General features: G+C 62.3%; 17 protein-coding genes and 3 tRNA genes. 5 read left to right on the forward strand and 15 right to left on the reverse strand.

The window, feature by feature from the left end:
* Nucleotide 1: 1 nt before the first annotated feature.
* From NPS58_RS27900 to NPS58_RS27940, 9 genes are all read right to left on the reverse strand, one after another.
* Entirely contained in the window at nucleotides 2-1012 is a 1011-nt protein-coding gene (locus tag NPS58_RS27900) for a FecCD family ABC transporter permease (protein ID WP_274118423.1), read from the reverse strand.
* Nucleotides 1009-1842, reverse strand: a complete 834-nt coding sequence (locus tag NPS58_RS27905) for a heme/hemin ABC transporter substrate-binding protein (RefSeq protein ID WP_274118424.1) — start codon at nucleotides 1840-1842, stop codon at nucleotides 1009-1011. The genes NPS58_RS27900 and NPS58_RS27905 overlap by 4 nt, the downstream gene beginning before the upstream one ends.
* Nucleotides 1839-2783: a ChuX/HutX family heme-like substrate-binding protein gene (locus NPS58_RS27910; RefSeq protein WP_274118425.1), complete on the reverse strand. Its 945-nt coding sequence runs from the start codon at nucleotides 2781-2783 to the stop codon at nucleotides 1839-1841. Before NPS58_RS27910 ends, NPS58_RS27905 begins: the two co-directional genes overlap by 4 nt.
* A gap of 26 nt (nucleotides 2784-2809) precedes the next feature.
* Entirely contained in the window at nucleotides 2810-3742 is a 933-nt protein-coding gene (locus NPS58_RS27915) for a ChaN family lipoprotein (protein WP_274118426.1), read from the reverse strand.
* Between the two features lie 24 nt (nucleotides 3743-3766).
* Complete coding sequence (locus tag NPS58_RS27920) at nucleotides 3767-6178, reverse strand: TonB-dependent receptor (protein WP_274118427.1); 2412 nt, start codon at nucleotides 6176-6178, stop codon at nucleotides 3767-3769.
* A 117-nt stretch (nucleotides 6179-6295) separates the two neighbouring features.
* The gene (locus NPS58_RS27925) at nucleotides 6296-6925 is read right to left on the reverse strand and encodes a class I SAM-dependent methyltransferase (RefSeq protein WP_274118428.1); all 630 of its coding nucleotides are present in this window, start codon (nucleotides 6923-6925) and stop codon (nucleotides 6296-6298) included.
* 170 nt (nucleotides 6926-7095) lie between these two features.
* A tRNA-Leu gene (locus tag NPS58_RS27930) sits at nucleotides 7096-7180 on the reverse strand.
* A 54-nt stretch (nucleotides 7181-7234) separates the two neighbouring features.
* Nucleotides 7235-7310 (reverse strand) — tRNA-His (locus tag NPS58_RS27935).
* Between the two features lie 41 nt (nucleotides 7311-7351).
* Nucleotides 7352-7428: transfer RNA gene (locus tag NPS58_RS27940), tRNA-Arg, on the reverse strand.
* 285 nt (nucleotides 7429-7713) lie between these two features.
* Here NPS58_RS27940 and folD point away from each other — a divergent pair.
* Entirely contained in the window at nucleotides 7714-8568 is an 855-nt protein-coding gene (folD, locus tag NPS58_RS27945) for a bifunctional methylenetetrahydrofolate dehydrogenase/methenyltetrahydrofolate cyclohydrolase FolD (RefSeq protein WP_274118429.1), read from the forward strand.
* 102 nt (nucleotides 8569-8670) lie between these two features.
* Here folD and NPS58_RS27950 read toward each other — a convergent pair whose 3' ends face one another.
* The 6 genes from NPS58_RS27950 to NPS58_RS27975 are packed head-to-tail and all read right to left on the reverse strand — an operon-like array spanning nucleotide 8671 to nucleotide 14609.
* The gene (locus NPS58_RS27950; RefSeq protein ID WP_274118430.1) at nucleotides 8671-10410 is read right to left on the reverse strand and encodes an ABC transporter substrate-binding protein; all 1740 of its coding nucleotides are present in this window, start codon (nucleotides 10408-10410) and stop codon (nucleotides 8671-8673) included.
* Nucleotides 10411-10460: 50 nt separating this feature from the next.
* Nucleotides 10461-10733 (reverse strand): DUF2160 domain-containing protein, encoded by a 273-nt coding sequence (locus NPS58_RS27955; protein ID WP_274118431.1) that lies wholly within the window; start codon nucleotides 10731-10733, stop codon nucleotides 10461-10463.
* A gap of 11 nt (nucleotides 10734-10744) precedes the next feature.
* A complete protein-coding gene (locus NPS58_RS27960) occupies nucleotides 10745-11545 on the reverse strand; it encodes a carbohydrate ABC transporter permease (RefSeq protein WP_274118432.1) in 801 nt (266 codons plus the stop codon).
* 12 nt (nucleotides 11546-11557) lie between these two features.
* On the reverse strand, nucleotides 11558-12421 hold the full coding sequence (locus NPS58_RS27965; RefSeq protein ID WP_274118433.1) for a carbohydrate ABC transporter permease: 864 nt from the start codon (nucleotides 12419-12421) through the stop codon (nucleotides 11558-11560).
* Complete coding sequence (locus NPS58_RS27970; protein ID WP_274118434.1) at nucleotides 12418-13515, reverse strand: ABC transporter ATP-binding protein; 1098 nt, start codon at nucleotides 13513-13515, stop codon at nucleotides 12418-12420. Before NPS58_RS27970 ends, NPS58_RS27965 begins: the two co-directional genes overlap by 4 nt.
* The gene (locus NPS58_RS27975; protein WP_274118435.1) at nucleotides 13515-14609 is read right to left on the reverse strand and encodes an ABC transporter ATP-binding protein; all 1095 of its coding nucleotides are present in this window, start codon (nucleotides 14607-14609) and stop codon (nucleotides 13515-13517) included. The genes NPS58_RS27970 and NPS58_RS27975 overlap by 1 nt, the downstream gene beginning before the upstream one ends.
* A 266-nt stretch (nucleotides 14610-14875) precedes the next feature.
* Between NPS58_RS27975 and NPS58_RS27980 the strand changes: the two genes are divergently transcribed.
* From NPS58_RS27980 to NPS58_RS27995, 4 genes are all read left to right on the forward strand, one after another.
* A complete protein-coding gene (locus tag NPS58_RS27980; RefSeq protein WP_274118436.1) occupies nucleotides 14876-16666 on the forward strand; it encodes a sigma-54-dependent Fis family transcriptional regulator in 1791 nt (596 codons plus the stop codon).
* A gap of 156 nt (nucleotides 16667-16822) precedes the next feature.
* Nucleotides 16823-17740 (forward strand): citrulline utilization hydrolase CtlX, encoded by a 918-nt coding sequence (gene ctlX, locus NPS58_RS27985; protein ID WP_274118437.1) that lies wholly within the window; start codon nucleotides 16823-16825, stop codon nucleotides 17738-17740.
* Nucleotides 17741-17760: 20 nt separating this feature from the next.
* Nucleotides 17761-18807: an ornithine cyclodeaminase gene (locus tag NPS58_RS27990; RefSeq protein WP_274118438.1), complete on the forward strand. Its 1047-nt coding sequence runs from the start codon at nucleotides 17761-17763 to the stop codon at nucleotides 18805-18807.
* A gap of 248 nt (nucleotides 18808-19055) precedes the next feature.
* Complete coding sequence (locus NPS58_RS27995; RefSeq protein ID WP_274118439.1) at nucleotides 19056-19835, forward strand: ABC transporter substrate-binding protein; 780 nt, start codon at nucleotides 19056-19058, stop codon at nucleotides 19833-19835.
* The last annotated feature ends 56 nt before the right edge of the window (nucleotides 19836-19891 follow it).

The following is a 19891-nucleotide window of genomic DNA, read 5'->3' on the forward strand; positions in this document are numbered from 1 at the left end:
CTCAAAACTCCCGCACCTTGCGCCCAAGCAGCAGCCATAAAAAGTAGGGCCCACCGATCACACTGGTGACCAGGCCAACCGGAATTTCTGCAGGGCTGGTCAGGCTCCTGGCCAGGGTGTCGGCCAGCAAAAGCAGGATGGCGCCACACAGCATCGACGCCGGGATCAGCAAGCGATGCCCAGGCCCGAAGTACAAGCGCAGGCAATGCGGCACCAGCAGGCCGATAAAGCCGATGATCCCGGTCAGCGCCACACACAGCCCGACGCCCAGCGACGAGGCCAGCACGACACGGCTTTTCAAGCGATCCGCGTTCAGGCCCGCGGCATGGGCCGACATCTCACCCAACTGGAACAGGTCCAGGTCCGAGGCGCAGCGCGCCAGCACCCACAACGCCGGCGGCAGCACCAGGCATGCCACGCTCAAGGTCGACCATTGCGCACTGCTCAGGCTACCCATGCCCCACAGGCTCAGCTGGCGCAGCTGCTCTTCGCTGGCGATGTAGGCAAGAATGCCGCCGACGGCGCCGGTCAGGGTATTGATGACGAGCCCGGCCAGCAGCAGGGTAATGGTGGATTCACGCCCCCGATTACCACGTCCGATGCGAAAGATCACCACGGTCACCAGCAAGGCGCCGATAAAGCCTGCGAAAAACTGCCCGTACAACTCAAAGCCCGGTAGCCGACCGTTGACCAGCACTACCCAGATCGACACGGCAAGCCCAGCGCCACTGGCCTGCCCGAGCAGGGTCGGGTCGGCCAGCGGGTTTCGAAACAGTCCCTGCATGGCGGTACCGCCCGCCGCCAGCGTGGAGCCCACCAGCACCGCCAGCAACAGGCGCGGCAAGCGAACCTCATACCAGATCTGCCACTCCAGTGGCGCCGGCAACACCCCAACAAGAATTGCCGGCGACAACCCGATGCTGCCCACCAGCGAGCACACCACCAGCAACAGACTCAACCCCGCCAGCATCAATACCAGGGGGTGCACCGAAGCACCTTGAATACGGATCATGGGAACAAGGCTCCGGCATCGCGGCGCAACTGCAGCATGGCCTGCACAGTACGGGGCCCCAGGTTCAGCAACGCCTGGTCATCGACCTGAACCAGGCGACGCTGCTGCCCGGCGGGCGTATGCGCCAGGCCACCGAGCTTCCAGAGATTATCTTCGCCCCCCAGAGCCTCCAGGCCTGCCTTGCTGACAATGACGAAGTCGGGCGCCAGCGCCACCATGGCCTCTGCCGCCACCTGCTTGTAGGCGTTGAACGGGGCGCTGTTTTCGATGCCGGCCTGCTCGAGCGCAGCATGGGCCTCGGTGCCACGCCCCATGATCAAGGGTGTCATGCCCGCACGGTTGAAAATGAACAACGCTTTGCGGCCTTTGAGCCTCGGTATCCTGGCAAGCTCGGCAGCCAGCCGCTGCTGCTCCGCGATCAATGGCTGCCCTTGCGCCTGGCGGTCCATCACTCGGGCGACCTGGTCGATCTTAGCGGGTATGTCGCCGATACCCTTGCCACGGGCGACGCTGATCACTTCCAGGTCCAGGCTTTCGAGCTGACGCAGGACGATCACCGGTCGCGCCGCATCGCTGATCAACACACGCTGCGGCTTGAGGGCCAGAATTCCTTCGGCCGACAATTGACGCAGATACCCCACCGACGGCAGGTTGGCGATCGCTGGCGGATAACGGCTGGAGTCGTCCCGACCGACCAGCCTCTCGCCCGCCTCCAGACGCTCGACGATTTCCGCCAGGTCATTGCCAACCACCAACGTATCGGCCCTTTCAGCTGCGGCGAACGCACCCACGCTGACAAACAGCCATACGGCAAGACAGCACCTTTTCATTGCCCCGCCTCCAGTGCATCCAGCCACTGGCGCCAGGCCGCCTGCTCTGGCTCACCGGCCGGACGACGGGCAAAAACCTGAACGATCAAGCGCTGCTCGGCATCGAACAATTCAAGACTGGTCACCCCTCCGAGCCCGCTGGGCTTGTGCACGCGCCAGGTCTGCGCCGCCTCGGCGTCTTCTATGCTGAAGCAGGTTGCCGCGGCCAGCGTCGTTGCGGGCATCTCGAACACCAGGCGGCCCTCATGAACCTGCATGCCCGACAACTGCCCGGTAAAAATCTGCACACTGCCCGCGCTGTACACAAACAACATCAACTCCAGCCCACTCCCTGCCAGTTGACCGAACAATGCGACCGGACGCCTCTCGGCCAGGCGACGGGCGAACTGAGGCGCTACCAATTCATTACCTTCGTAGCGCGTCAGGCCATGGCGCTTGAGCAAGGCAAAATGCTCATGCACATTGCTCATTGCCGCCCACTCTTCCACCAAGCCCGGTATGTACAGCTCACGCTTGGTGAAAGGCTCTCTTACCGCAAAAGCAGGTCGGCACTCCACGCAACGACCGTACAATTGCGCCCAATCCGCAGAAGAAGACTCAGGCACCGACATCAGGCACAGCAACCGTCTGCCGTGACGATCGAAGACGTTCAGGCCATAAGTGCCAGTAGCTGCATCATGAGACACGCCCATCCAGTACCAGGCACGCAGATTCAGGCGCAAGTCCAAGCCATCTTCGCCAATCACCAGGCCCGCCTCACTGATATCGTCGGACTGCGGGTAGCGCCCCAGCTGCTCGATCCAGGCATGGCTGGCCGGGGTTCGGGTGAGCACCGGGCCCAGGGTATGCAGCTGTGCGGCCACCTCCACGGCAGGAAAGTCCAGGTGCAAACAATCGGCGGCCGGGTGGGTATCGTGTTCGATTGCGATCATTTCGGTCATCGGTAAATTCCTTGTAGGGATCAGGCTCAATGCGTGGGGGTCGAGGCAGGCAGATCGCACTCGGCAGGCGCGGCCAGCAGCGATGCGCCCTCTGCATCGTGGGCAGGTAACAGCCACAGATAGTCTGCATCGGTGCTGCTCGGTGCGTGGCCTTGCTCGCTGATCACCAGCACCTTGAGCCCGGGATCCTGCGGCCCCTTGAGCAAGTACTGGGGCGCACCCTGGCTCTTCAGGGTGTGCAAGGTACCGGCGAACAACAGCCGCGGCGCCTCGGCGCGGTCGAGCACCTGGGCCATGCGCAGGTCGCGGGCATGCTGTATGGCGAGCATGCCGGTCAGGCGCTGGTCGTCGATCTGGCCACAGTGCATGCGCAGGATGTACTCGCGCTGGCGCGCAGCAATCGCGGGCGTGGGAAACAGCCCGTCAACCTCAGCCTGCGGGGTGTTCATCAAGCGCTTGCGCTCGGCAGCCGAGAGGTTGCCCGCCATCAGCGGATACGGTGCCGGCATCAACGCCTGGACCAACCCACCGTACTGCTCCCACGACCAGCGCTCATCCCACTGCATGATCTGGCGCAAGCGCGGCGCACGCACCTGATTGCCCTGGCGCAGCCAGGCCTGCACATCGGCCACCGGACGCTGCTGGTCGCTGTCGAGCATCTCCAGCACCACCGCGCCATGAGCACGGCGTTCGGCCAGGCGGGCGACCAGCCACTGCTCGATCAAATGGTGGGCCAGATTGTCATGCACCTCGCCGACCATCAGTGTGCTGGCAGGCGCCAGCGCATCGAGCAACTCGTGCGCACTGACCTGCCGGCCGCTGCTGAGCTCGACAATCGCCCCCCACTGCGCAATCTTCGCCTCCATCGAGGCGTAGACCGCGTCTTGTGGCGAGGTGTTGACACTGGCACACCCCATCAGCAGCGCCAGGCACAGCGCCGCGAATCCTTGCTTGTACATAGAAAGCTCCCCGACCTGTGCCACTCAATACTCGAAGGTGAAGCCGACCGAAGCGGTGCGGCCGCGACCGGTGCCACGGTCCAGCGAGGCGGACATGATCGAGTCCACCGAGGCGTTGTAGCTGTAGACCTTGTTGGCAACGTTCTCGACGTTGAAGAACACACTCAGGTTTTTCTGCACCTGCAGGCTGCCGTACACATCCCAGAGCACACCGGTAGAAGGCGTTTTCTTGGTTTCATACCAGTCCCAGCTTTCTTCGGCCGAGCCCGAGTACTCGCCGCGCGCACCGAGCACCAGGCGCTCGTCGAACCAGCGGGTGCCGATATCCAGGGTCCAGTAGCGGTCCGGCTGACTGTTGATGTCTTCAAGCTCGATGCCCGAGGTGGTCGGCGCCTTAGTGGTGGCGCGGGTCCAGGACAGGTTGGTATAGAAGAAGCCGACGTCGTAGCGACCTTCCACCTCGTAGCCATCCATGCGCACTTGCTCGGGCCAGTTGACCCAGTTCATCTTCGCCGAGTACTCGCCTTCGTCATCGACAATGTCGAAGGACTGCGGGGTGATGTAGCCGTCGATCTTGCTGATGAAGCGGTTGATCTTCAGTTGCCCGTAGTCCGAATCGCCGAGCAACCCGGCGCGGCTGAAGTTGACCCCGAACTCATAGTTGGTGGACCGCTCCTGGCGCAGGAACGGGTTGGCCCCTACTCCGTCGGCATCACTGGCATCGGCTTCGAGCGGGACTTTTTCGAAGAATATTTCCTGCACCCGCGGCGCCCGCGTGGTACGCGACCAACTGGTATAGAGCTGCATCCAGTCATACGGCTTCACGGCAAAGCCGACGCGCGGATTGAAACTGTGTTCGCGGCGGGTCACATCGATATCGCCGCCCCCGATCTCCAGGCACTGGCCGATGATCGAGCACTTGGGTACGTGGCCGCTGACCTTGTAGCCGTCGTAGTGCCCAGCCAGGGTCAGGGCATAGATGTCGTAGTTGAGTTCCAGGGTGCTGAACACACTGTGGGTGGCCTGCTTGCCTTCGGGGTTGGCGCCACGCTTTTCCGGCGTCTTGGCGACGAAGTCATCGGTGTAGTAGCGGGCGCCGTTGCTCCAACTGGCTTCGACCACGCCCAGGTTGAAGCGACTGATGTTGGTGAAGTCGAAGCCGTGGGCATCGTCGCGGGTCTTTCGGCCTATATAGCTGGAGTCTTCTACCGGCGGGTACTCGAGCTCGGTCTTGTTCTGGTAGGCATTGACCGTCAGGCTCACCCATTCGCTATAGGGGGTGTAGGCGTATTTGGCGCGGTAGGTTTCGTTATCCAGCTGCCAGGGGTAGTTGTGATAGAACTCGTTGCGGTACTTGACCCCGCTCAAGTCCAGGCGGTGCATATCATTGGGTTGCAGGCGCAGCTTGAGCAGGCCGGAGCGCGGACTCTGCTTTGTGGTGTCGTACTCGTTGGTCTGTCCGGAGCTGGTCTCGTACTCGCCGGTCTGGGTACTGCTGACGGCCGCGACGATGCCGTAGACACCATCGACATCTTCAGGTTGCGTCCTGGCGCCTGCGGCGAACATGCGGGTGTTGCCGTAACCGTTGTTGCCGGTGCGGTAGGTGGAACGAAAGCCGATGCGGTGATCCGGCTTGACGATATCATCGATATCGAAGGTACGAAAATTCGCCGTACCGCCCAGGGTGTTCGCCCCTTCGGCGCCATCTACCGCGCCACGCTGCACATCGACACCGGCCAGCAGGTTGGGATCAACGAACGCCATCGGCCCGCCCGAACCGTGGCCTGCGTTATTGCGAAAGGTCTGGGTGACGCCATCGATCATGGTATTGACCCGCCCAAGACCGGACAGGCCGCGAATGTTGACCGACACCCCGGGCTGACTGCGCGAATGCATGGTGTAGGTACCGGGCATCGAGCGCACCAGGCTGTTGAGATCCTGGCGCTCCGGATGCGCTTCGCGACTGCTCTGGATCGCCCCCGGCCGCTCGGCCAGCGCCCCGACCATGGTCGGCGCCACTTCCAGCGCATCGGAGCGCTGCTCGTTGACCCGCAGCACATAGGTGCGGTCCTTGAGCCGCTCGATCCACAGGCCCGTGCCCATCAACAGCAGGTCGAAGGCTTCCTTGACGGTGTAGTCACCGTTGAGCCCCTGGGTGCTGCGGTTTTCGCTCAGTTCAGGGGCGTAGGTCAGCATGATGCCGGTTGCGCCGGCGAGCTGGTTCAAGGCGGGCGCCAGCGGGCCGGAAACAATCTCGTAATGCTTGCGGGCGCTGGCCTGCTGGGCGGCTTTCACCTCGCCCGCCATCACCGCCGAACCCGCTGTCATCCCGACTGCCAGCGCCAGGGCTGTCAGCGCGCCACGCGCCGCCTTCGCTGCCTTGCCCTTGTTGTTGTGCTGCAACCGCTGCACGGCGGCTGGCTGTGTGCTCTTCACTTGGCGCTCCCTGAACATTGAAAAATGATCTTTGTAGAGAGGTCACGTGAAGGCGCAAAAAAGGGAAATGAAAATCAGAATTATTTAATAAATTGCGTTCGGCGATGATCGCTTGAGTTACCGAGCCCCACCAGACATCGGCTTTTTCGCAATAAAGTCGAACCGGTGCCAGTGCTTGAAACCCTGCATGCAGGGTCCATCTTCTTCATGCTCATGAAAAAACTCCAGCTCCAGGCCTTCGAACAGCGTCCGGGCTTGAGCTTGTGTCTGGAAACTCATGAATGGCCGCCCAGCCCAGCTATCCCTGTCGCCAAACAGATTTCCCGCAAAAACAGCCCCGGGCTCCAACGCAGACAAAACATTCTTCCATAAGGCGGCGAAATGCTCCGGATGGCAAAACGGCAAGGCCATACCGGCAAACACAAGTGAACACGCCGGTAATGGCACCAGGTTTTCAAACGCCTGCACAACTGCATGCAATTGCCCCTGCGGGAAGCCCTCGCCCATTGCCGTTACCCGATTGATCGCACTTTCTTCACGATCAATCGCCAGTACATGCCAACCGTTCTCAAGCAAAAACCTGCTGTCATTACCGGCGCCGCATCCAAGATCCACTGCCTGCCGGCCAACTACGTCGGTACCGATCCGGGGCAAGGCTGCCCGAAGCAGCGCTGAAGCCGGACGACCCTCATGGTGCTCGTAGTAAACCCGCCAATTGGCTGACCTGCCTGTGCGTGTGATGTCCATGTCTTTGTCCACGACGAATATCCAGAAAGCAAAAACCCGGAATTCTGGCAGAAATCAGTAGGGGGATGCGACCGAGGGAGGAAAGTGAAGCGCTAGAAACGAAAAAAGCCGCTCCAGGCGGCTTTTTCTGTGCTTTCTCGCACTTCAGCGAAGGGCGGTGAAAGCTTGGATGGTGCGGACGAAGAGACTCGAACTCTTACAGCTTGCGCCGCTGGAACCTAAATCCAGTGTGTCTACCAATTTCACCACGTCCGCATGAAGCTTTTAAAGCAAAGGCGCCAGATTTTCATCAGGCGCCTTTCTGGAATATGGGGTGGACGATGGGGATCGAACCCACGACAACAGGAGTCACAATCCTGTGCTCTACCAACTGAGCTACGCCCACCATATTGCATTTACCGCTTTACTTGTGCCTAAGCTGCCTATTGGCGCACCCGGCAGGACTCGAACCTGCGACCATCCGCTTAGAAGGCGGATGCTCTATCCAGCTGAGCTACGGGCGCATATTTAATCTGCTTTCTGTTACGATTACAAATTAACTTTTAGCCGTACCGAACAAGCTACCAAATCCGCTCATTCTGCCTGACCTTGCTAACCAGTGCTAGGCTCTGCCCGACAAGTGCGACGAATGTTATAGACGAGTGGTTAGGTCGTCAACTCTTTTTTCAAAAAAATTCATTTTATTTAAGGGCTTAGGGGAATTGCCGGACCAAGCGCCTTTGCCCTCGGGCCCCTTCATGCGAGAATGCGCGCTCTTTTTATTCCCTCTCGATGGTTAATCACGCGTCATGACTGCACACCTTATCGACGGCAAGGCGATCGCCGCCAACCTGCGCCAGCAGATCGCCCAACGTGTCGTGGAGCGTCGCCAGCAAGGCCTGCGTACGCCTGGCCTGGCGGTGATCCTGGTCGGCACCGACCCCGCCTCTCAAGTCTATGTCTCGCACAAGCGTAAAGATTGTGAAGAGGTCGGCTTTATCTCCCAGGCCTTCGACCTGCCCAGCGAGACCACCCAACAGGCCCTGACCGACCTGATCGATCGCCTCAATGATGATGCGAACATCGACGGTATCCTGCTGCAGTTGCCATTGCCTGCCCACCTGGATGCATCGCTGCTGCTCGAGCGTATCCGCCCGGACAAGGACGTCGATGGTTTCCACCCTTATAACGTCGGCCGCCTGGCCCAGCGTATCCCGCTGCTGCGCCCGTGCACGCCCAAAGGCATCATGGCCCTGCTCGAAAGCACCGGCCAGGACCTGTACGGCATGAACGCCGTTGTCGTCGGCGCCTCGAACATCGTCGGTCGTCCGATGGCCATGGAGCTGCTGCTGGCAGGCTGCACCGTGACCGTGACCCACCGCTTCACCAAGGACCTGGCCGGCCACGTCGGCCGTGCCGACCTTGTGGTGGTTGCCGCCGGCAAGCCGGGCCTGGTCAAGGGCGAGTGGATCAAGGAAGGCGCGATTGTCATCGACGTCGGCATCAACCGCCAGGACGATGGCAAGCTGGTCGGCGACGTGGTCTACGAGACTGCCCTGCCCCGCGCCGGCTGGATCACGCCGGTGCCAGGTGGCGTCGGGCCGATGACCCGCGCCTGCCTGCTGGAGAACACCTTGTATGCAGCGGAAACACTGCACAAGTAAGCGGTGAACCGAGCAACGAAAAAACGGCATCTGTGAAGATGCCGTTTTTTTGTGCCTGGCCGATCACACAGCACGGCAGGAGCGAGCTTGCCCTGCGATGAATTACTTGCGCGCTGCGTCCCAGGACTTAAGCAGCTCGCTGTAGCTGACGGTCTCGCCTTTGGGCTTCTCGTTGGCAAGCTTGGGCTTGGGTGCGCCCGGTTGGTCGAACCAGTACTGCGCATCGCGCTCCGGGTTCAGCTTGGGCGCGCAGGTGGCCTGGGCCTTGGAGCGCTCCAGCCGTTCCAGGATGCGGTCCTGGTCGCGGGCCAGGCCGTCGAGGGCTTGTTGCGGGGTCTTCTCGCCGCTGGCGGCTTCGGCGATATGGGTCCACCACAACTGGGCCAGGCGCGGGTAGTCCGGCACGTTGGTACCGGTGGGCGTCCATTGCACCCGTGCCGGGCTGCGGTAGAACTCAACCAGGCCGCCGAGCTTGGGCGCCAGGTCGGTCATGGCCTGGGAGTTGATGTCCGACTCGCGGATCGGCGTCAGGCCAACGATGGTCTTCTTCAGCGACACTGTCTTGGAGGTCACGAACTGGGCGTACAGCCAGGCCGCCAGGCGCTGTTTCTCAGGCGTCGACTTGAGGAAGGTCCAGGATCCGGCATCCTGGTACCCAAGCTTCATCCCCTCCTCCCAGTACGGCCCCTTTGGCGAAGGCGCCATGCGCCATTTCGGCGTACCGTCGGCGTTCATCACCGGCAGGCCAGGCTTGGTCATGTCGGCGGTAAAGGCGGTGTACCAGAAGATCTGCTGGGCGATGTTGCCCTGGGACGGCACCGGCCCCGATTCCGAGAAGGTCATGCCCTGGGCTTCGGGCGGCGCATAGGCACGCATCCAGTCGACGTACTTCTGGGTCGCGTAGACCGCCGCCGGGCCATTGGTGTCGCCACCGCGGGTCACGCTGGAGCCCACCGGATGGCAGTCTTCGACGCGAATGCCCCACTCATCCACCGGCAAGCCATTGGGCAGTCCCTTGTCGCCACCCCCGGCCATGGAGAACCAGGCATCGGTGAAGCGCCAGCCCAGCGACGGGTCTTTCTTGCCGTAGTCCATGTGCCCGTAGACGCGCTTGCCGTCGATTTCCTTCACGTCTTCACTGAAGAACTTGGCGATGTCTTCATAGGCCGACCAGTTCACCGGCACACCGAGCTCATAGCCATACTTTTCCTTGAACTTGGCCTTGAGGTCCGGCCGGTCGAACCAGTCGGCACGGAACCAGTAGAGGTTGGCGAACTGCTGGTCGGGCAACTGGTAGATCTTGCCGTCCGGAGCGGTGGTGAACGAGATACCGATGAAGTCCTTCAGGTCCAGGGTGGGCGATGTGTAGTCCTTGCCTTCGTTGGCCATGAGGTCGGTGATCGACTCGGTCTTGCCGTAGCGAAAATGCGTGCCGATCAAGTCCGAGTCGTTGACCCAGCCGTCGTAGATGTTCTTGTCCGACTGCATCTGGGTTTGCAGCTTTTCCACCACATCGCCTTCCTGCAGCAGGTCGTGGGTCAGCTTGATACCGGTGATTTCACTGAAGGCCTTGGCCAGCACCTTGGATTCATATTCATGGGTGGCGATGGTTTCCGACACCACGTTGATCTTCATGCCACGAAACGGCTCGGACGCCTTGATGAACCACTTGAGCTCCTCGAGCTGTTGCTCCGGGGTCAGGGTCGATGGCTTGAACTCGCTGCCGATCCATTTCTTTGCCGCATCCTCATAGGCGTCGGCCCAGGCATTGGCGTGGAAGCTGCCCAGTACGAGCAACGCGGCCAGGGTCAAATGTCGCCGGTTCTTGTTGTTGTCGAACATCGTGATCTCCCGATTGTGTATTCCCACGGAGCCTGACCGAACCTGTCCGGTTAACCCCAACGCATCACCACCAACAGCCACACCAATGACAGCAGCGAGGCCACCCAGATGTTCCAGTCGCTGATCCCGATCACCAGCAAGTGCAGGTAGGCGCTGCCCAGCAGCCCGATGAACAAGCGGTCGCCACGGGTCGTGGCAATCGGCAGGAAGCCCCGGCGCTCAACGCAGGGGCTGCGCAATTCGAACAGGGTCATGCCCACCAGCAACAGGCCGATTGCCGTGAAGAACAACGCCGTCGGCAGGGTCCAGGCCATCCACTCCATCGCAAGCCTCCTCAGACCCGACCCAGGGCAAAGCCCTTGGCCACGTGATTACGGACAAACCAGATCACCAGCATGCCCGGCAAAATCGTCAACACCCCGGCCGCCGCCAGCACGCCCCAGTCAATGCCCGAGGCCGACACCGTACGCGTCATCACCGCGGCAATCGGCTTGGCGTTCACCGAGGTCAGCGTGCGCGCCAGCAGCAACTCGACCCAGGAAAACATGAAGCAGAAGAACGCCGTCACGCCGATGCCCGAGCCAATCAACGGCACGAAGATCTTCACGAAAAAGCGTGGAAAGCTGTAGCCATCGATATAGGCGGTCTCATCGATTTCCTTCGGTACCCCGGACATGAAGCCCTCGAGAATCCACACCGCCAGCGGCACGTTGAACAGGCAATGGGCCAGGGCCACGGCAATGTGGGTGTCGAACAGGCCGATGGACGAATACAGCTGGAAGAACGGCAGCAAAAAGACCGCCGGCGGCGCCATACGGTTGGTCAAAAGCCAGAAGAACAGGTGCTTGTCGCCCAGAAAGCGGTAGCGTGAAAAGGCATAGGCCGCCGGCAGGGCCACACTCAGGGAAATCACCGTATTCAGGCATACGTAGTACAACGAGTTGATGTAGCCGCTGTACCAGCTGGGGTCGGTGAAGATCACCCGGTAGTTGTCGAAGGTAAACGCCTGGGGCCACAGGGTCAGGCCGCCGAGGATCTCGGTGTTGCTCTTGAACGACATGTTCAGCAGCCAGTAGATCGGCACCAGCAGGAACAGGATGTACAGCAACAACGGCAGCGTCTTGCGCAGGCTCATGAGGGCCGCCTCCTAGTCTTTGTCGGCATGGGTCATGGCGGTGTAGAACAGCCACGACACCAGCAGGATGATCAGGAAGTACACCAGCGAGAACGCCGCCGCCGGCCCCAGGTCGAACTGCCCTACCGCCATTTGCGTGAGGGTCTGGCTGAGAAAGGTGGTGGCATTGCCCGGCCCGCCACCGGTGAGCACGAACGGCTCGGTGTAGATCATGAAGCTGTCCATGAATCGCAGCATCACCGCGATCAGCAGCACGTTCTTCATCTTTGGCAGCTGGATATGCCGGAACACCGCCCAGGCCGAAGCGCGATCGATGCGCGCAGCCTGGTAGTACACGTCCGGGATCGCCCGCAAGCCCGAGTAGCACAGCAGCGCCACCAGCGACGTCCAGTGCCACACATCCATCACCAGCACCGTCACCCAGGCGTCCATGGTGTTGGCCGCATAGTTGTAGTTGATCCCCAACTGGTTGAGCGAGGCACCCAGCAGGCCGATGTCGGCACGACCGAAGATTTGCCAGATGGTGCCCACCACGTTCCAAGGGATCAGCAATGGAATCGCCATGACGATCAGGCACAGCGAGGACCAGCGCCCCTTGGTCGGCATGGTCAAGGCGATGGCGATCCCCAGCGGAATCTCGATCAGCAGCACGCAGCCCGAATAGATGAACTGGCGCAGTAACGAGTCGTGCAGGCGCGGGTCCTGGAGCACCTGGCGGTACCAGTCGGCGCCGACGAAGTAGCGGCTGGACTGGTCGAAAATGTCCTGCACCGAGTAGTTGACCACCGTCATCATCGGTACCACGGCGCTGAACGCCACCAGCAGGAACACCGGCAACACCAGCCACCAGGCCTTGTTGTTGGGCACCTTGTTCATGACGTGGCCTCCACCAGTACATCGTCGGCATACAGCATCAACCACTGGGCCGGAAAGCTGATCCAGGCGTGCCCTTCAGGCACCAGGCGATCTTCACCAAGGCGCACCTTGAGCGCCACGCCCTCGAGCTCCAGGGTCAGGATCCGGTAGGTGCCCAGGTCTTCGATATCCACCACGCGCGCCTCGAACGCATCCTCGAAAGGCGCCTCGCGCACTTGGATGAACTCGGGGCGGATACCGACCTGCAAGCGCGCCGCGGGCAGATCCTGCAGGCGCTCGCGCAGCGATGCCGGCAGTGGCAGCTCGATCGCGCCAAAGCGCACACCGCCCCCCTGCACCTGCACATCGATCAGGTTCATCCCCGGGCTGCCGATGAAGTAGCCGACGAAGGTGTGGCGTGGCCGCTCGAACAGCTCGCGCGGGGTACCGAACTGAACGATCTGGCCCCCATACATCACGGCGATCTTGTCGGCGAAGGTCGAGGCCTCCAGCTGATCGTGGGTGACGTAGATCATGGTGATGTTGAACTGCTCGTGGATCTGCTTGAGCTTGCGCCGCAGCTTCCACTTCAGGTGCGGGTCGATCACCGTCAACGGCTCATCGAACAGGATCGCCGACACATCGTCGCGCACCAGGCCACGCCCCATCGAGACCTTCTGCTTTTCGTCGGCGCTCAGGTTGCGGGCTTTCCTTTTCAGTGCCGGGCCCAGGTCGAGCACCTCGGCGATTTCTGCCACCTTGCTGCGCACCCGCGCCTCATCCATGCCTTGGTTACGCAGGGGAAAGGCCAGGTTGTCGAACACGCTCATGGTGTCGTAGACCACCGGGAACTGGAACACCTGGGCAATGTTGCGCGCCTGGGGCGTCAGCTCATTGACCACCCTGCCATCGAACAGCACCTGGCCCTGGGACGGTCGCAGCAGCCCGGAGATGATATTGAGCAAGGTCGACTTGCCGCAGCCCGAAGGCCCCAGCAAGGCATAGGCGCCGCCCTGCTCCCACACGTGGTCAAGCTCGCGCAAGGCGTAGTCATCGGCACCGCCTGGCGTGCGGCCATAGCTGTGGGCCAGGTGCTGCAGGCGAATTTCGGCCATCAGGCAACCCTCGCTTCACGGGCGCCCGGCGCCTGCACCAGGTTCCCGGCGCCATCGAATACAAACAACTTGTGCGTGGGAATGAACACCCGGATCGGCGCATCGACGTTGTATTCATGCACGCCGGGCAGGTGCAGGATGAGGCGAAAGTGCTCGTTGCGCACATGCAGGAAGGTTTCCGAACCGCTGATTTCCGCAAGCTCCACCAGTACCGCCAGCTCCAGGTCATCTTCGTTGGAGGGCACCAGGCTGATATGGCTGGGGCGCACACCAAATCGGTACTCGCCGTCGCCGATACGGCGCAGATCGGCGTTCATGGCAAAGTGCACCGCCCCGGCAAAGCTCACTTCATTGCCGTTGATGCGCCCCGGTATCAGGTTGATGGGCGGCTCGGAAAACAACTCCGCCGCCAGCACCGTACGCGGCTGGTGGTAGACCTGGGCGGTGGGGCCACTCTGCACGATATGGCCTTCATGCAGGATCGTGGTGGTACCGCCCAGGGCCAGCGCCTCGTTGGGTTCGGTGGTGGCATACACGGCAATACAGTGACGCTGGGCGAACAACACGCGCATCTCCTGGCGCAGTTCTTCGCGCAGCTTGTAGTCCAGGTTCACCAGCGGCTCGTCGAACAGGATCAACTCTGCATCCTTGACCAGCGCCCGGGCCATGGCCGTGCGTTGTTGCTGGCCGCCGGAGAGCTCCAGGGGCATGCGCTTGAGAAATGCCTCGATGCGCAGCATCTGCGCCGTCTGGTGCACCTTGTGGCGAATTTCTTCTTCGCTCACCCGTGCCTGGCGCAGCGGCGAGGCGATGTTCTCGAAGACGCTCAGGGTCGGGTAATTGATGAACTGCTGGTAGACCATCGAGACATTGCGCTGGCGCACCGGCCGGCCGGTGACATCGACCCCGTTCATCAATACCCGGCCTTGGTCCGGGCGATCCAGGCCGGCCATCAGCCGCATCAGGCTGGTCTTGCCCGACAGCGTGCGGCCAAGCAGGACGTTGAACGACCCCGGCTCGAAACTGAGGGTGGCATCGACAATCCAGCGCTGGTTATCGACGGTGCGACTGACGTGCTCCAGCGTTAGCGACATGGGCGGCCCTGGTTGTTGTGATCGGACAGGCGTTTGCACGTTGGCAACATAGCCAGAGCCAGAACCGTGCCAGTACCGTATGCGTGCGATAAGCCGTTGTACCTGCGGAGTTTTTCCTGCAGCCCGGGTATTTGCCCGTTCACTACTGAACACAAATGAACAGCAGGTGCTGAACACATGAACAGCCTGTGCATTGACAATGAACAGGACTGAACAACACTGGATCACACAAAAACAACAACGCTGCCCCGGCAGAGGGAAGGCCCATGGCCGCATCCGCCCCCACCCATGCCCAGCTGATCCAGGCGTCCTGGACGCGCTGTCGCGAGTACGGCCTGGCGCCGCAGAGCACACCCGACTTCGACCAACTTTCCGGCGCGAACCTTGGCGAGTTGCTCGAGCGCCAACAGACGTTGTTGCGCACCACGCGCGACGAAGTCATGCCGCAGTTCAGTCACCTGCTGGGCAACTCCAGTTATCTGATCATGCTCAGTGATGAACACGGCCGCTTGCTGGACACCTGGGGTACCCGGCGCTTCATCGACCCGCGCCAACAGCACGGCTTCGCCGCCGGCGCCCGCTGGCTGGAGCAGGGTGTGGGCACCAATGCCATCGGCACCGCCCTGGCCTGCAGCCAGGCCGTGCATGTGGGCCAGGATGAACACTTCCTCACCCTCAACCGCTACATGGCCAGCGCCGCTGCGCCGCTGATCGACGCCGAGCGCCGCCTGATCGGGGTGCTCGATGTATCCAGCGACAGCTACCTGCCCGCCTCGCAAACCCTGGGCCTGGTGCGGATGATGAGCCAGAGCCTGGAAAATCGCCTGATCATGGCCCGCTACGCCGGGCAGTGCCGACAACTGAGCTTCAACTCGGGCTCGAACAACCTCGACAGCCAATGGGCCGGCCTGCTGCTGTTCGATGAGCAGGGGCGCATCCTCGCCGCCAACCGCCGAGCCGACAGCCTGCTCGGCCAGGCGCCCCTGCAGCAGCGTCTCGAGCAGGTGTTCCAGACACCCCTGAGCGAGCTGCTCAAACATTCACCGGGTGAGCCCTTTGCCGTGCAGGTCGCCGGCCGCAACCGCTTTCATTGTTTGTTGCATCAGCCGCAGGAGCGGCCCGCCACGCCCGCCGCCGAGCCCCCCGCGCCCGCGGGCGACCCGCGCATTGGCAAGGCCTTGCGCCAGGCTGGCCTGCTCCTGGAAAAAGACATCCCGCTGTTGATCCAGGGCGAAACCGGGGTCGGCAAGGAGGTGTTCGTCAAGACCCTGCACGCCGCCAGCAGTCGTCGCCACCAGCCGTTGATTGCCGTGAACTGCGCCGCCATTCCTTCGGAGCTGGTGGAGTCGGAGCTGTTCGGCTATGAGAAAGGCGCCTTCACCGGCGCCCATCACAAGGGCAATCCGGGCCTGATTCGCAAGGCCGACCACGGAGTCGTCTTTCTCGACGAAATCGGCGACATGCCGCTTTCGACCCAGGCGCGGTTGCTACGCTTTCTTCAAGAACGCAGCATCCAGCCGCTGGGCAGCGGCGAGCCGGTACCGGTGGATATCCGAGTGGTCTCGGCCACCCACCAGGATTTGCCCGCGCTGGTACGCCAGGGCCGCTTTCGCCAGGACCTGTACTACCGCATCGCCGGCCTCGACCTGACCTTGCCGCCGCTGCGCGAACGCAGCGACCGCCTGGCCCTGATCGAGCAGATCCACCAGCAGCACCGCGGCCCTGGAGCGCCAGCGCATCTGAGTAGCAAGGTCCTGCAGCACCTGTTGCAACATCCGTGGCCGGGCAACCTGCGCCAGTTGAGCAGCACCTTGCAGGTGGCCCTGGCCCTGGCCGACGGCCAGCCCGTCGCCCTGGAGCATTTGCCGGACAGTTTCTTTGCCGAAGCCGCTGCAGTGCCGTGTGCCCAACCCGTAGCCGACCAAGAGGACCTCAGCCTGCGCCTGCAGGCGCTCAATGGCAACGTATCGGCCCTGGCCCGGGACCTGGGGATCAGCCGTACCACCCTCTACAAGCGCCTGCGCGACCTCGCGGGGCAAGCCCGCTCCCAACGGTAGGAGCGGCCTTGCCCCGCGATTGTCACACCGCAGCCGAATCCGCTGTCACACCCCGGATTTCAGCTTTACCGGCTGAGTGCCCGCCGCGCTTCAGCCGGGATTTATCCCCCGCCGCATCGACAATACCCATACCGCCAACCCCGGATGCGTGCCTCGATGCAAACAACAAATACAGTCTTGATGATCCGCCCGGCGCGGTTCGCCTTCAACCCGGACACCGCCCTGAACAACCGCTTTCAACAAGCGCTGCTCGACCCTGACCGGGCACAGCAGAAAGCGCTGGAAGAGTTCGATGATTACGTCGAAACCCTGCGCCAGCATGGCGTCGAGGTCCTGGTGGTGCAGGACACCCCGGCCCCCCACACCCCCGATTCGATCTTCCCCAACAACTGGTGGAGCAGCCACGCCGACGGCAGCCTGGTGCTCTACCCGATGGAGGGCCAGAACCGCCGCCTGGAGCGCAGCAAAGGGGTGCTCAAGGTGCTGGAAGAACGTTTCGCCGTCCGTCAGACCATCGATCTGAGCCCGCTGGAACAGCAGAGTATGTATCTGGAAGGGACCGGCAGCATGGTCCTGGATCGCCAGCACCGGATCAGCTACGCCTGCCATTCCGGTCGCACCCACACCCAGGCCCTGCGCCTGTTCGCCGAACAGCTCGACTACCGCCTGTGCGTGTTCCACGCCGTCGACCGGCACCAGGCGCCGATCTATCACAGCAACGTGATGATGAGCGTGGGTCGCGGGCTCTCGGTGGTCTGCCTGCAGGCCCTGCCCGACGCCGACGAGCGCCGCGCCCTCGAGCTCTCATTGCGCGACACCGGCAAGGACATCCTGGCCCTGGACTTCGACCAGCTCGAAGGCTTTGCCGGCAACATGCTCGAAGTCCACGACAAACAGGGCCAGCCGCTGCTGGTGATGTCGCGCAGCGCCTGGCGCTCGCTGTCGGGCCAACAACGCCGCCAGGTCGAGCAGCACAGCCACCCAGTGGTGGTGAACATTGACCATATCGAACGCATCGGCGGCGGCAGCGCCCGCTGCATGCTCGCCGAAGTGCACCTGCCGGTGCGCCACTGATTACAACAAAGGAGTTCATCATGACCCGCTACATCGACATTACCGACCTCAGCCACCTGGTGGCACGCAAGGGCCTTGGCACCTGCATCAGCGAGATGGCCGAGTACATTCGTGAGGACTACCTGCGCTGGCACGACTTCGAAAAATGCGCACGCCTGGCCAACCATTCGCCCGACGGCGTGATCGAATTGATGCCGGTGTCCGACGCCAGCCTCTACGCCTTCAAATACGTCAATGGCCACCCCAAGAACACCCAGCGCGGCATGCTCACTGTCATGGCCTTCGGCGCCCTGGGCGATGTCGATACCGGCGCGCCGGTGCTGCTCAGCGAAATGACCCTGACCACAGCGATTCGCACTGCCGCCACCTCGGCCCTGGCCGCGCGCTACCTGGCGCGCCCCGATAGCCGGCGCATGGCGCTGATCGGCAACGGCTCGCAGAGCGAATTCCAGGCCCTGGCCTTCCACACCTTGCTGGGTATAGACGAGATCAGCCTGTACGACCTCGACCCTGAAGCCAGCGCCAAACTGGTGGCCAACCTCAGCGCCTTCGCCCAGCTCAAGGTGACCGTTGCAAGCTCGGTGGCCGAAGCGGTGCGCGGCGCCGACATCGTCACCACCGTGACCGCCGACAAAACCTACGCCACCATCCTCACTCCCGACATGATCGAACCCGGCATGCACCTCAACGCCGTCGGCGGCGACTGCCCCGGCAAGACCGAGCTGCACCGCGACATCGTCGAGCGCGCGCGGGTGATCGTCGAGTACGAGCCGCAAAGCCGTATTGAAGGTGAGATCCAGCAGATGCCTGCCGATTCGCCGACCACCGAATTCTGGCAGGTAGTCAACGGCCAGGTGCCGGGCCGCGAGAATGCCGGGCAAGTCACCCTGTTCGATTCGGTCGGCTTTGCCCTGGAAGACTACTCGGCGCTGCGCTACGTGCTGGATGTGGCCACCGCGCTGGACATCGGCCACGACATTGCCCTGGTGCCCGAGCTCGCGAACCCCAAGGACCTGTTTGCGCTGTTGCGCCAGCCTTTGGCCTGCGCCCAGAAAAAACGCGCCTGAAGCACCTCGGCTGCGCCGCGCCGACGCGCGGCGCAACCGTAACCGCTGTGATTCGAACCCAAACAGGAGGTCGCGCAGCGAATTCGGCTGCAAATAAACCCTCAACAGCAAAATCCGGCAGCCGACGCCGGTAGAAACGACACAAAAAAATCGTCGCCATCGCGCATTCTTGGCCCGACCGATCAGTCACTGACGGACCGATGCGCTCCACTGCCCTACATCAATTATAAAACTCAGGGATTACCACCATGACTTCGCTGCGCAAGCTCCTCGGCGTGCTGCTCCTTCCTTTGTGCGTGAACAGTGTCCAGGCCAAGGAATGGACTGAAATCCGCTTCGGCGTATACCCCGAATATCCCCCCTTCGAATCCGTCGCCGCCGATGGCAGCCTGCAAGGCTTCGACATCGAACTGGGCAATGCCATCTGTGCCAAGCTGCAGGTCAAGTGCACCTGGGTACATAACGAATTCGACGGAATGATCCCGGCCCTGCGGGCGCGCAAGTTCGACGCGATCATGTCGTCGATGGCCGTGACCCCGGCGCGACTCAAGCAGATCGACTTCAGCGCCCGGCTGTTCCTGAGCCCCACCTCGGTAATCGTGCGCAAGGGCGCCGACTTCGGCGACACCCCCGAATCGCTCAAGGGCAAGCAGGTCGGTGTATTGCAGGGCTCGCTGCAAGAGGCCTACGCCCGGGCCAAACTGGCGCCGCTGGGTGCCCAGGTCAAGGCCTACCAGGCCCAGGATCAGAACTACGCCGACCTGGTCAACGGACGCCTGGACGCCACCCTCACCGACAAGCTCGAAGCCCAGCTCAACTTCCTGTCCCGACCGGAAGGCGCCGACTTCCAGAGCGGCCCGGCGATCAAGGACCCGACCCTGCCGCTGGACATCGCCATGGGCCTGCGCAAGAACGACACCGAGCTCAAGGCCCTGCTCGACAAGGGCATTGCCGCGGTACACGCCGACGGTACCTTCGCCGCGATCCAGAAGAAGTACGTAGGCGACCTGGATATCTACAACGATTGATTCGCACGCCGCCGGCCTGGCTTGCCTGGCCGGCGCTGCGCCTTGTCTTGTGTGCT

Source organism: Pseudomonas putida, from assembly GCF_028682455.1.
Classification (GTDB): domain Bacteria; phylum Pseudomonadota; class Gammaproteobacteria; order Pseudomonadales; family Pseudomonadaceae; genus Aquipseudomonas; species Aquipseudomonas putida_AA.